General features: G+C 55.5%; 12 protein-coding genes. 5 read left to right on the forward strand and 7 right to left on the reverse strand.

The features are described 5' to 3' along the window. Window positions 1–55: 55 nt before the first annotated feature. Genes rhaD through rhaB form a run of 3 tightly spaced genes read right to left on the reverse strand, consistent with a single transcriptional unit; the run spans window position 56 to window position 3634 of the window. Window positions 56–880 (reverse strand): rhamnulose-1-phosphate aldolase, encoded by an 825-nt coding sequence (gene rhaD / locus ACIPUG_RS15315; protein WP_010285281.1) that lies wholly within the window; start codon window positions 878–880, stop codon window positions 56–58. Window positions 881–884: 4 nt separating this feature from the next. After that, a complete protein-coding gene (locus ACIPUG_RS15320) occupies window positions 885–2147 on the reverse strand; it encodes an L-rhamnose isomerase (RefSeq protein ID WP_014913996.1) in 1263 nt (420 codons plus the stop codon). Then, on the reverse strand, window positions 2144–3634 hold the full coding sequence (gene rhaB / locus ACIPUG_RS15325; protein WP_400339070.1) for a rhamnulokinase: 1491 nt from the start codon (window positions 3632–3634) through the stop codon (window positions 2144–2146). Before rhaB ends, ACIPUG_RS15320 begins: the two co-directional genes overlap by 4 nt. Before the next feature lie 336 nt (window positions 3635–3970). Between rhaB and rhaS the strand changes: the two genes are divergently transcribed. The 4 genes from rhaS to ACIPUG_RS15345 all read left to right on the forward strand — a co-directional run bounded on the left by rhaS (window position 3971) and on the right by ACIPUG_RS15345 (window position 6334). After that, window positions 3971–4810: an HTH-type transcriptional activator RhaS gene (rhaS, locus tag ACIPUG_RS15330; protein ID WP_014913998.1), complete on the forward strand. Its 840-nt coding sequence runs from the start codon at window positions 3971–3973 to the stop codon at window positions 4808–4810. A 24-nt stretch (window positions 4811–4834) separates the two neighbouring features. Beyond that, window positions 4835–5689 carry a helix-turn-helix domain-containing protein gene (locus tag ACIPUG_RS15335; RefSeq protein ID WP_039279287.1) on the forward strand — a complete coding sequence of 285 codons (855 nt, stop codon included), beginning with the start codon at window positions 4835–4837 and terminating at the stop codon, window positions 5687–5689. Window positions 5690–5750: 61 nt separating this feature from the next. After that, complete coding sequence (locus tag ACIPUG_RS15340; protein ID WP_039499276.1) at window positions 5751–6041, forward strand: CopG family ribbon-helix-helix protein; 291 nt, start codon at window positions 5751–5753, stop codon at window positions 6039–6041. Then, window positions 6029–6334 (forward strand): type II toxin-antitoxin system RelE/ParE family toxin, encoded by a 306-nt coding sequence (locus ACIPUG_RS15345; protein ID WP_039499278.1) that lies wholly within the window; start codon window positions 6029–6031, stop codon window positions 6332–6334. Before ACIPUG_RS15340 ends, ACIPUG_RS15345 begins: the two co-directional genes overlap by 13 nt. A gap of 59 nt (window positions 6335–6393) precedes the next feature. On the opposite strand, the gene ACIPUG_RS15350 is transcribed toward ACIPUG_RS15345, so the two are convergent. From ACIPUG_RS15350 to ACIPUG_RS15365, 4 genes are read right to left on the reverse strand one after another with little or no spacing between them, the layout of a single operon-like run. Beyond that, window positions 6394–8103, reverse strand: a complete 1710-nt coding sequence (locus ACIPUG_RS15350) for an ABC transporter ATP-binding protein (RefSeq protein ID WP_039499280.1) — start codon at window positions 8101–8103, stop codon at window positions 6394–6396. Next, complete coding sequence (locus ACIPUG_RS15355) at window positions 8100–8966, reverse strand: ABC transporter permease (RefSeq protein ID WP_180789597.1); 867 nt, start codon at window positions 8964–8966, stop codon at window positions 8100–8102. Before ACIPUG_RS15355 ends, ACIPUG_RS15350 begins: the two co-directional genes overlap by 4 nt. Beyond that, a complete protein-coding gene (locus ACIPUG_RS15360; RefSeq protein ID WP_400339073.1) occupies window positions 8959–9918 on the reverse strand; it encodes an ABC transporter permease in 960 nt (319 codons plus the stop codon). Before ACIPUG_RS15360 ends, ACIPUG_RS15355 begins: the two co-directional genes overlap by 8 nt. Continuing rightward, entirely contained in the window at window positions 9896–11509 is a 1614-nt protein-coding gene (locus tag ACIPUG_RS15365) for an ABC transporter substrate-binding protein (protein ID WP_400339076.1), read from the reverse strand. Before ACIPUG_RS15365 ends, ACIPUG_RS15360 begins: the two co-directional genes overlap by 23 nt. Before the next feature lie 652 nt (window positions 11510–12161). On the opposite strand from ACIPUG_RS15365, the gene ACIPUG_RS15370 reads away from it, so the two are divergent. Further along, complete coding sequence (locus ACIPUG_RS15370) at window positions 12162–12776, forward strand: YagU family protein (RefSeq protein WP_010285296.1); 615 nt, start codon at window positions 12162–12164, stop codon at window positions 12774–12776. The last annotated feature ends 22 nt before the right edge of the window (window positions 12777–12798 follow it).

Consider the following 12798-nt stretch of genomic DNA (forward strand, 5'->3'; position numbering starts at 1 on the left):
GCGAGTTGAGGCTGAAGGTAATGTTATGCTGAAAGTAGTTTATGCTTAAAATCTGCTACACGCGCAGCGCGGCTTCCATTGGCGTGACGCCGAAACGTTTACCCAACGCGATCAGCTCTTCGGTCGAGATCGTCTGTTTCTTACCGCCCATCGATATCACTTTCACCATCACTTCGGCGGATTTCTCTGCGGTATCGATCAGGCCGAAGGCTTCATCCAGCGTCGGGCCAGTGCCGAAGATACCGTGGAAAGGCCACAGCACCAGCGAATGACGCTTCATTTGTTCGGAGGTGGCATCGCCAATGGCATCGGTGCCCGGCACCATCCACGGCACAATCCCCACGCCGTCCGGGAAGACGACCAGACACTCCGTACTGCCTTCCCACAGTTCACGGGTGAACTTAGCGGTATCCAGCTCTAGCACATAGCTCAAGGCAATTAGATTGGTCGCGTGGCAGTGCATGATGACGCGGTCGCGTCCGTGAGTGACGCCCATACGGACAATGTGCGACTGGAAATGCGAAGCCAGTTCAGAAGTCGGCAGGCCGCCGTTGGTGAGCCCCCAGAAAATGCGGTAGCCTTTACCGTCGCTATCGACCTGCAACACCACCAGTGAATCGGCCGGATCCAACTGCACGTTGCGGAAAAATTTGCCGGAGCCGGTGACGATAAACCAGCAGTCAGCCAGCGCAGGCATCGGCTGTGAAAGGGCTTCATGACGCGGCTGCGGGTAGAAATCGCTTTCATAAGGCGTCACATCCTCAGCCGTCAGGCGCAGGCTGACGTTACCGCCGTTACGTTCGTCCCAGCCTTTGAGCCACATGTCGCTGGTGGCTTTAATCATTCCCTGTACAAACCAGGAAGAGAGAATTGCTTGCATAATCTTACCCTTGACGTTGAGTGAGGATGGTTTCTTCATACTGACGCACCTGTTGCAGCCATTCGCTGCCCGGGATGACGTCATGACGCTGGCAGTAGTGTTCCCACACGGCCTGCCACGGCAGCGATTTTTGCTCTTCCAGCAGGGCCAGACGCGCGGTGTAATCGCCGTTTTGTTCCAGTGTGCGCAGCGTTTCCGTGGGTTCCAGCAGCGCGCGCAACAGGGCTTTCTTCATATTGCGGGTACCGATGACCCAGGCGGCGATGCGGTTGATCGAGGCATCAAAGAAATCGAGCCCGATATGCACGCGGTTAAGCAGTTTATGGCGCACGATTTCGTGTGCGATGGCCTGCGTTTCGTCATCCAGCAGCACTACATGGTCGCTGTCCCAGCGTACTGGGCGGCTGACGTGCAGCAGCAGGCGCGGAACGTACAGAATCGCACTGGAGATCTTGTCGGAAATCACTTCGGTTGGGTGGAAGTGTCCGGCATCCAGACAGAGCGCGGTGCCGCGGCTGGCCGCGTAGCCGAGGCAGAATTCACTGGAGCCGACGGTGAAACTTTCCGCGCCGATCCCGAACAGCTTACTTTCCACCGCGTCGATATGGTGTGCCTGATCGAGCGGCTCGGCGATGACTTCATCCAGCGCGCTGAGCAGCCGCTGGCGGAACGCCAGACGATCGATGGTCAAATCTTTCATACCGTCCGGCACCCAGATGTTCATTACAGACGGCGTGCCGAGTTCGCGGCCGAAGTAGGCGGAAATCCGGCGGCTGGCCTGACAGTGTTCAATCCAGAAACGACGTACTTTTTCGTCCGGGTGCGACAGGGTAAATCCGTCTGCGCTCAACGGATGAGAAAAGCAGGTCGGGTTAAAATCCAGTCCGAGCTGGTGGCGCTTGGCCCATTCAACCCAGGTGCTGAAATGCTCGGGGGCAATCTCGTTGCGGGCGACGGGCTGGGCAGATTCCAGATAAATGGCGTGCAGGTTCAGCCGTTTGGGGCCGGGGATCAGCGCAAAGGCCTGTTCCAGATCGGCACGCAGTTCATCCGGCGTGCTCGCTTTGCCGGGGTAGTTGCCGGTGGCCTGAATGCCGCCGGTGAGTGGCCCACCGGTGTTCTCGAATCCGGCCACATCGTCGCCCTGCCAGCAGTGCATTGACACCGGAATCTGGTCGAGCTGTTCCAGCACGGCCTCTACGTCAATATTCATGCTGGCGTAACGTGCTTTTGCCAGTTGCCAGGCGGTTTCAATTGGTGTGCTCATTGCGTAGTCTCCTTTTTGCCCTGTGGGGCGGTTTCTGGCTGGCTGAGCGCCTGAAAACGACGCCAGTGCCCGGCAAAATCACTCTCCGCATGCGGGGTATAGCGATGCAGAGGGAAGTTATGAGTCAGCATGTGCCGGAATGCGGCAAGGTCGGCGACGGCGTCCAGCGCCATCAGCTGGCAGCCGATATTGCCAAGCGTCGAGGCCTCGACCGGCCCGGCCAGAACCGGAATCTGGCACACATCGGCGCACAGCTGGTTCAGGAAGGCGTTCTGGCTACCGCCGCCGACAATATGCAGCTGGCGGATTGGCGCGTGGCGCAGTTCGCCCAGTTCCAGTACCACCTGTCGGTAGAGCAGCGCGAGGCTGTCGAAGATGCAGCGTGCCAGTTCGGCATCGCTTTGGGGCACGGGCTGGCCGTGCTCACGGCAATAGTCGCGGATCGCCTGATGCATAGACGGCGGATTGATAAAGCGATCGTCATTCGGGTTAATCAGACTGACAAAAGCGGGCAGAGCGGCGGCGGACTGAATCAGCGCGCCTAAATCCTTGATGTCACGCTCCTGACAAACGCGCTGTAGCAGCCACAGCCCCATGATGTTTTTCAGGACCCGATAGGTGCCATCCACGCCACCTTCATTGGTGATATTGGCGGCCAGCGCCTGCGGGCTGTTAAACGGCGTGTCGCTCTCGATGCCCATTAGTGACCAGGTGCCGGAACTGAGGTAGGCGCTGTCGCGGCTCAGCAACGGTGCGCCGACCACCGCGCTGGCGGTGTCGTGCGTGGCGACAGCGGTGACGGGAATCTGCTGTCCGCTTGGCGCTGTCCAGTTCCCTACAGCGTGCCCCGGCTGCACCGGATCGCTCAACCAGCGGCGCGGGATGCCCAGATAGTCCAGCAGTTCGCTGTCCCAGGTTTTCTTTTCCAGATTAAGCAGTTGGGTCGTGCTGGCATTGGTGTATTCGCAGACCAGACTTCCGGTGAGGCGATAGTGAAAATAGTCGGGAATCATCAGTAGGTGTGCCACCTGATTCAGATCGTCAGATGATGTGTTACACAGCGCTTTAAGCTGGTACAGCGTATTAAACGGCAGAAATTGAATACCGGTGCGCTGATAGATCGCCTCACGCCCCAGCTCGGCGGTGACGGTAGCCATCACGCCGTCGGTGTGGTGGTCGCGATAGGAATAGGGTAGGCCAACACGCTGCCCGTCCTTATCCAGCAGCACATAGTCCACGCCCCAGCTGTCTATCCCGATGCTATCGGGGGTGATACCCATGGCATCGATTTGGTGTAATCCGGTGAGGATGTCGCCTTCCAGCGCGGCCAGATCCCACTGGTGATGGTTGTCCTGAAACACCAGCGTATTGCTGAAACGGTGAATTTCTTTCAGCGTCAGATGCTGCGTTGCGGTGTGCAAGGTTGCCAGCATGACCCGACCACTGGATGCACCTAAATCCACCGCCACGATATTCTTCACCGCCATAGCCGCACTCCTTACTTGTTGGATGTGTTGCAGTGTAAGGAGCGGTAACAGAAGCCACCTTCCTATGAGTGCCATCTACAACAGGCGGCTGGCAAAATGACAAAGCTGACCGTGAAAGGGCTCACAATCTGGGAAATTATTCAGGGAATAACCATGAAAAAATCAGGGAAAAAGCGGTGTGATCCTTGCCACACTTCAATCAATTAGGCGGTGCGATCTTAAAAAAAGAGCAGTCAGATGGCGTGTGGGCGACGGTATTTGAAGGCCGGTTTTGTGGCTTCTGACTACCCTTTTTCAAAGGCTGCACTTTTGCCAGAGGCTGAATGGAGAACTGAAATGACGTTACTTCGTGGTGATGATTTTTTTACTTCGCGTGCCGTAACGGTTGCGGTGGAGCCGCGTACCCCACAAGCGGCGTTTCCTGAGCATTATCATGATTTCTGGGAAATCGTGCTGGTGGAGCAGGGTGCTGGCGTCCATGTGTTTAACGATCAGCCCTACGCTCTGTGCAGCGGTTCGGTATTCTTCGTTCGCGATAACGATCGGCATCTGTTTGAAGACGTGGAAGGATTGTGCCTGACCAACATGCTGTACCGCTCGCCGCGCGGATTCCGCTTCCTTTCCGATATCGCTGCCTTTTTACCGTATGGCCCGAACGGCGAGTGGCAAGGGCAATGGCAGGTGAATGCGGCGGGGATGCAGCAGTTGAAACAGTCGATGAACAGTCTGGCGGAGCTGGCGCAGAGTGATGCACCGGAAGCGATTGCTGCCAGCGAGAGCCTGTTTCTGCACATTCTGGTGCAACTGCGTCAACACTGTTTCCAGACGCAGGCCAACGGCTCCGAGCGTCAGGGGGTACAAGCGCTGCTGGGCTGGCTGCAAAATAACTACAGCGAAGAGGTGAACTGGGGCAGTCTGGCCGATCAGTTCTCATTGCCGCTGCGTACGCTGCACCGTCAGCTCAAACAACACACCGGTATGACGCCACAACGCTATCTGAATCGGTTAAGATTACTGGAGGCTCGTCGGCGGTTGCAGCAGAGTGATGATTCCATTACCACTATTGCGCACGCCTGTGGATTTAGCGACAGCAATCACTTCTCGACGCAATTCCGCAAGGCATTCTCGCAGGCACCTAAGTCACTGCGCCATCAGGCGTTTTCTCGTGAAGAGTAGGTAACGGCAACTGCGGGTGAGGGAATGACGACAGTAATACGGGGTTTGAAATTACAGACTGAAGACTATTTCCTCACCGACAAGAATGCCGTGATGGTTGCCGAACGGCATCCACAGCCCGTGTTTCCGCTACATCATCATGATTTCGACGAACTGGTGATTGTCTGGCGTGGCAATGGCCTGCACCTCTGGAATGATGTGCCTTACCGCATCACTCGCGGCGATATGTTCTATGTCTCCGCGAACGATCGCCACAGCTATGAATCCGTCCACGGGCTCGAACTGGACAACATTCTCTATATCCGCAATCGCCTGACGCTATCTGCCGACTGGCAAGCGTTACTGCCGGGCGGGGAGCTGCCACAAAGCCAGCGCCACTGGTGCCTAGGCTCGGAAGGTATGGATACCCTCCGCGAGAAGGTGGATGCGTTGAGGCAGGAGTGTATGAAGTCGGATGCGCTGTCGCTGCAACTGAGTGAAGCGCTGCTGCTGCAGATTGCGCTGCTGGCGGCGCGCTATCGCCACACGCCGGATAGTCCGCAACTGGCCGATGCGCATCAGTTGGATATGTTGATGAATGCGCTGCGTGCCAGTATCGCAGCACCGTTCCGCTTTGAAGCTTTCTGTGAACAGCACCACTTTAGCGCCCGCAGTTTGCGTTCGCGCTTTAAAGAACAAACCGGCATGAGCGTGCCACACTACCTGCGTCAGCTACGGCTATGCAAGGCGATGGAACTGCTGCGTTATGACCTGCAAACCATCGGCGACGTTGCCGCGCTGTGTGGCTTTGAAGACAGCAACTACTTCTCCGTAGTGTTCCATCAGGCGTTCGGTGTTTCACCCAGCGCCTACCGCCAGCGCTTCCTGAATGTGGAGTGACACCCGCATCATTCAGGGTTAATATCATTGGTGACACCAGTGATATTAATCGGAGCACATCATGGCTGACACGCCACGCCAAACCACGACGCTGCGCATCGATCAGGACATTAAAGAACGACTGAAAACGTTGGCCGATGACCGCCATAGCTCAGCCCATGCGCTAATGCTGGAAGCCATCGCCGAATACGTGGAGCGTGAAGAAAAACGCAGTCAGCACCGTAAAGAGGCGCTGGCCGCGTGGGAGGAATACCAGAGCACCGGCGAACACATCACCGCCGATGAGATGGTCACCTGGTTAGAATCCTGGGGTTCTGGGCATGAACAGGATGCGCCTGCATGCCACAAGTGATTGTTTCAGAACGCGCAAGACGTGATTTGCAGCGTCTGCAGGATTTTCTAAAAAACAAAAATGCGCTGGCTGCGAAAAAGGCCGCTGAAGTTTTGATTCGCGGCATTCGTCAGTTAGCAGCGCTGCCGAATATCGGGCGACCCGTTGAACACCTCCCCCTTGAATATCAGGAGCTGGTGATCGAATTCGGCAGCAGCGGGTACGTGATGCTTTACCGTCATGATGAACTGACTGACAGAGTGGTGATACTGACCGTCAAGCATCAAAAAGAAGCCGGTTACCAAAACCCTTAATCCTGTCCTCTGAGATTACCCATTCGCCAAATTCAGCGTGCCACTACACGCCAACAGCGCTACTCCGCCACCGTTGAAAGCAGCAGGCGCGTGTAAGGGTGCTGCGGCTGATTGAAGATCTGCTCGACTGGCCCCGTTTCTACGATATCCCCATCTTTCATGACCGCGATGCGGTGGCTCATGTGCTGCACCACGCCCAGATCGTGGGAGATGAACAGCATCGTCAGCCCCAGTTGGCGTTGCAACGCCACTAGCAAATCCAGCACCTGCGCCTGTGTGGTGACGTCCAGCGCCGAGACCGGTTCGTCGCAGATCAGAATCTCAGGTTCCGAAGCCAGCGCCTGCGCGATGGAAACGCGCTGGCGTTGCCCGCCGGACAGCGCTCTGGGACGACGGCTCAGCAGGTCGGGCGTCAAGCCGACATACTCGAGTAGCGTCAGAATGCGCCGCTGTTTCTCATCATCGCTCAAATCGCGGCGCAAGCGCAGCGGCTGGTTCAGGATCTGGGCGACGGTAAATTGTGGATCGAACGAACTGAGCGGATCCTGTGTGATCGTCTGAATGCGTGCGCGCAGCGGCCGGCGCTCGCGTTCCGTTAACGTGCTCCAGGCATTGTCCGCGAGTCGGACTTCACCGCTGTCCGGCTTTTGCAGCGCCAGAATGACTTTGCCCAGCGTGGTTTTACCGGAACCGGATTCCCCAACGATGCCCAGCGTTTCGCCGCGTTTGATCTGGAGAGAAACCTGATTGACGGCCTGCATCCGGCTACCGTCAGGGCGCTTGAACGACACCGCAATCCGATCCGCCGTGAGTGCAATGGCGTCGTCGGTGTTAGTGTGATTGGCCGCCAAAGAAGCGGGTGACGGTGCAATGCCGCTCTGTAACGGGTCCGCACCAGCCAGCCACTTTCCACGGGTAGACGCGGTCGGGATCGCCGCCAGCAGCTTGCGGGTGTAGGGATGCGTCGGCGCGGACAGGATCTGCTTCGCCTCACCGCCTTCTACCAGCGATCCTTGCTGCATCACGATGACGCGATCTGCCACCTCTGCGACGACGGCAAGATCGTGGGTGATCAGTAAAACGCCGTGCCCTGCCTGAGCCAATGCGGTGAAGACTTTCAGCACCTGCTTTTGCACCGTGGCGTCCAGCGCGGTGGTGGGTTCATCGGCAATCAGCAGCTGTGGGCCCGCTGCCAACGCGGAAGCGATAAGCGCACGCTGACGCAGCCCGCCGGACAGTTCATGCGGATACTGCGCCGCGCGATTTTCTGGATCGGGAATGCCCGCCTTCGTCAGGAGTTCAGCGACGCGTGCGGGAACCTGCTGGCGAGGCAACAGGCGATGAGTCAGAATGGGTTCGGCGACTTCCTGCCCGATCTTGCGCAGCGGGTCGAGAGACACCAGCGCATCCTGCAAAACAAAACCGATTTCACGGCCGCGAATCGCCCGCCAGTCGCGGTCGGTCAGATAGCGTAAATCACACAGGCTGCCGTCATGGCGCGTGAGCTCAATCGCGTTTGCCTGTACGTCAACGTTTTCACCGGCCAGACCCACCAGCGTGCGGGCTGTGACGGATTTCCCTGATCCCGATTCGCCGACCAGCGCCAGGATTTCTCCAGCATTCACCTGAAATGAAAGGTTTTTAACCGAACGAACGGGGCCGAAAGGGCTGGGAAAGGTCACGCTCAGGCCGTCTACGCGCAGCAGCGGCGTTTTTGCGGACGTTTCTGAAGATGAATGAGAGGGGTGAGAATGTGTGTTCAGGCTCATCGTGCCTCTCCTTTTGCCAAAATGGCCTGTAAACGACGTCCCAGCAGCGTGATGGAAATCACCGACAGCGCAACGACGCTGGCGGGCAGCAGGCTGACCCAGGGGGCGATATCAAGGAAGTTACGTCCGTCAGCCAGCAGCGCGCCCCATTCGGCGGTCGGAGGGACGACGCCCAATCCCAAAAAGCTCAGCGCCGAGGCGGACAGTACCGCGTGGCCGACGCCAATGGTGGCGACAATCAGCAACGGGCGCAGCGTATTGGGAATGATGTGGCGGAAAACGATATACAGCGGGTGTTCACCCAGCGCAATCGCGTGCTCGACATAGCCGGATAGCCTGACTTGCAGCACCTGAGAACGAATCAAACGCGCATAGCCAGCAATTCCCGCCAGACCGACGGCCAGCATGGTGTTTTCCGGTCCGCGTCCCAGGACGGCGATCACCAGCAATGCCAGTAGCAGATCGGGAAATGCCAGCATGATGTCCAGCAGGCGCACCAGAACCTGACGGATGCGCAGCGGCGCGAGCACCGATAGCGTGCCAAACAGCACGCCGCCGAAGCAGGCGATCAGCATCGCGCCGACGCCAATCCCCAGCGACAGCGAAGTGCCGTGAACGATGCGGGAAAAAATGTCACGTCCTAGCTGATCGGTGCCGAACCAGTAAGTGCTATTCGGCGACTGAAATACCGCGCCCATATCCATTTCGTCGGCGGTGCGGCTGGTAAATAGCGAGGGGAAAAAGACCGCCAGCGCCAGCAGGAAAACGATAGCGGCAGGCAGCAGCGTCGCCGTGCTCAGCCACGGGCTGCGATAGGTTTTTCTTGAGGATGTCTGCGTGAAGGGCATCGGTTCACTACTCATGGGCGCTCGCCTTCTTGCGTAAGCGGGGATCGATAATGAGGTACAGCGCATCCACCAGCAGGTTGATAACGACAAACAGGAATGCGGACAGCATGACGACGCCCAGCACCAGCGGCATGTCGCGGTTTTCAATCGCGCTCAGCGTGACCTGCCCGATACCCGCGCGGCCAAAGACGGTTTCGGTCAGCACGGAGCCACCGAGTACGCTTGCCAGCAGCGTGCCGGTCAGCGTTGAGGCGGCCAGCGCCGCGTGGCGTAAACCGTGGCGGAAGCGTAGCCGGATTTCACTGACGCCGCGCGTGCGCACGGTGAGCGAGAACGGCTGGGAGAGCGCATCTTCCAGACCGTCGCGCAGTACCTGACTCAAAATAGCGGCAATCGGTAGGCTCAGCGTGATGACTGGCAGTACTAGCGACATGACGCCATCGTTGCCAGTAACCGGAAACCATTGCAGACGAAAGCTGAACAGGCTTAGCAGAACGATACCAATCCAGTAGACCGGCGTGCTAAGTAGCGTGAGTTCCAGCCAGGACACGGTGGTCCGCATTACACCATAGCGGCCTGCGGTCAGCAGTGCGCTGGTGATGGCAAGGAGCAGCGCCAGAATCAGGCCGCCAAGCGCCAGCGGTAGCGTTTCATGCATCGCATCGCTAATCACGCTACCGACTGGCAGGCGGTAAAGATAGCTGACGCCAAAATCGCCCTGTAGCGCCTGTCCGCAGTAGCGCAGATATTGCACCCACAGCGGCTGGTCGAGCCCAAATTGCTTGATGAGTACGGCGCGATAGGCTTCGTCTACCACGTTATCGCCGCCGCTAAGAATGGCGACCGGATCGCCGGGGATCAGTTTGACAGCAATAAACGTCAATGTGGCTGCGCCCCAGAGCACAGCCAGAATGGTGAAAAGACGTTTACCTATCGCGTATAGATTAATGTTTAATCCAGACATCATAGAAGTTCGGTTTTGCGTTGGTGGCCCAGCTTATGCCCTGTACCTGTTTGGACAGGCCGAGTTGGTAGGCAGGAATATACAGCGGAACAACATACGCCTGATCGATGACCTCACGCTGTATTTCGCTATAGAGCTGTTTACGTTCTGCTTCGCCCGCGCCGATGGCTTTTCTCAGCTTGTCATTCAGCACGCTGATACGCGTAAAGTTGTTGCCGTTCGGTGGTGTATAGGCTGAATCGAAGACGGTACGCAGAATATCCGGCTCTGCACGTACGAAGAAGTTAGAAGCGATATCGTACTCGTTGGCATTGGTGCGCGTGGTGAATTCACCCGCATCAACCGGCGTCAGTTTGACTTCGAAGCCTGCCTGCTTCACCTGATATTGTACCGCCTGGAACAGCGCGACATCCGCAGCTTCAACGTTGGTTGAGGCGTAAACGAAGCTGACACTCAGGCGTTGGCCATCTTTGGTTCGGAAGCCTTCGCCGTCTTTCTGTTTCCAGCCTGCGTTATCCAGCAGTTCGTTGGCTTTTTTCACATCAAAGCCCCAGCGGGATGCAACGCTCGGATCGTAGTACAGCGTGGCCGGGCCGAGCACGTTATCGGCGGCTTTCAGCGTACCGAAGAAGGCGACTTTCACCGCCGCGTTGGTATCCACCGCACTCTGGAATGCCTTACGCACCGCGACATCCTGGAAAGGGCCTTTGGTGGTGTTGAGATAGAGTACACGGTTAACGCCCGGGTTCTCATAGGTGATCACTTCCAGCTTCGGATTGCGTTTCACCGTCGGGAAATTAGCTGGTGGTACGGCATCAATCGCCTGAATCTGACCGCTGCTCAGTGCGCCGAGGCGAACCGATGCTTCCGGCAGATATTTGAACACCAGACCGTCCAGATAGGCTGGACCAGTGTGCTTGGCATAACCCGGTCCCCAGTTGTAATCAGGACGCTTCGTCAGCTTGCTGCCGCTGCCTTTCACAAAGGAATCGAGAATAAACGGACCGGAACCCACCACGGTGGTGCTAGTGTTTGGTGTTTTCTTCAGATACGTCGGTGATTGAATGCCCAGATACGGCAGGCTCAGGCCTTGTAACAGCGCCGCAAACGGTGAGCTGTAGTGGAGCACAATCGTATAATCATCCGGCGTTGAGATCTTATCGATAGGACCTAACAGCGATTTCGCGTAGCTGGAGGTGGTTTTCGGATCGAGAATACGTTCGATGTTGTATTTCACCGCTTCCGCATCCAGCTTGGTGCCGTCGCTGAACGTCACGTCCTTGCGCAGGTGGAAGGTGTACTCGGTGTTGTTGTCGTTAATTTTCCAGCTTTCCGCCAGCCAGGGCGTAAAGCGGTTATCTTCCGCCTGTCCTACCAGTGAATCCACCACGTTACGCGCAATCAGCGCGGTAACGCCGTAGGCCGTAATGTGTGGGTCGATAATCGGCGTATCGCTGCCCAATCCAACATTCAGAATACCGCCAGACACCGGTTTTTCACCGGTTTCCGCCGCGTACGCGCCGGGGTTGAATGCAAACAGTAACGAGAGTAACCCTGCGGCGAGAGTCGTAACTTGCGGATGATTTTTTTCCATTCCCTGTGTCCCTTACCAATGACATGAGGCCATACACGGCGGTCTTTTCGCTACTCTAAAGGGTGGCCTTATGCATGTAAAAGAATAAAAATTGATTTTCAATTCCATAAAAATATATATGCGAAAGGTTGTTACGCCTCTGCGACAGGGGATTGCCTATCGCTACACGGGCGTGAGGAACATCAGCGCCCGGATTGGTTCGGCGTTGATTAAGAAATAAGCGAGAATGAAGCGTGCTGGATTTTTCATCCCCTCGAACTGCCGAAAATGAATATCAGCTTTTTTTGAGGTGAGGAAATATTCTGAGTGAGAGGGATGCAGAGCGAGAGGATGAGTGACTGAACTGTTATTCTTTCACAAAAAAATAACCAGGTTATTTCTTATTGATAATATTATTGGTGAATTATTATTCTTTCGCATCATTTGGGATATACATTTTAGACATGTTAGAGAATCTGGTTTTTCAATGATTGAATAAAAGTTTCACAAAAAATAAACGTGTGATTTCTTCTTTTTATTTTTATAAAATTTAAAACTGCGTTCCTAATAACAAAATAACCTAGAGAGATTGTTCGATATATCAATTAACCTCTTTATAAGTACATGATGTCTATGTAAGACTATAACCTTTAATGGTTAGATTGGTAAAAAAATGAACTTCTTTGAACAAACATCTCCCTCTCGGAGACGCTATGGATTAGCTGCTTTTATTGGTTTGATTGCAGGTATTGTTTCATCTTTCGTTAAGTGGGGCGCAGAAAACCCGCTTCCTCCACGTAGTCCTACTGATATGTTTACCGGTGCTTGTGCACCAGAATCACTGATTAGAGCGGCCGAGCAAATTGATTGCTCTCGTAATTTTCTTAACCCTCCCTACATCTTTTTACGCGATTGGCTTGGGGTTGTTGACCCTAATGCGGCGGTTTATACCTTTGCCGGCCACGTATTCAATTGGGTGGGTGTGACGCATATTATTTTCTCTATTGTTTTCGCTGTAGGTTACTGCGTTGTTGCAGAAGTATTTCCTAAAATAAAATTATGGCAAGGTCTGTTGGCTGGTGCGCTGGCTCAATTATTTGTCCATATGATTTCTTTCCCATTGATGGGGCTTACGCCATCTCTGTTTGTTCTCCCTTGGTATGAGCATGTATCAGAAATCGTAGGCCATCTCATTTGGTTCTGGTCTATTGAGATTATTCGCCGTGATTTACGTAATCGAATGACTCACGAACCTGATCCTGAGATTCCTTTGAGTGCTTCACGATAGGCTGTGATTTTATTTTAGATAA

The sequence above is a fragment of the Pectobacterium sp. CHL-2024 genome (genome assembly GCF_044751765.1).
In the GTDB taxonomy this organism is placed as follows: domain Bacteria; phylum Pseudomonadota; class Gammaproteobacteria; order Enterobacterales; family Enterobacteriaceae; genus Pectobacterium; species Pectobacterium brasiliense.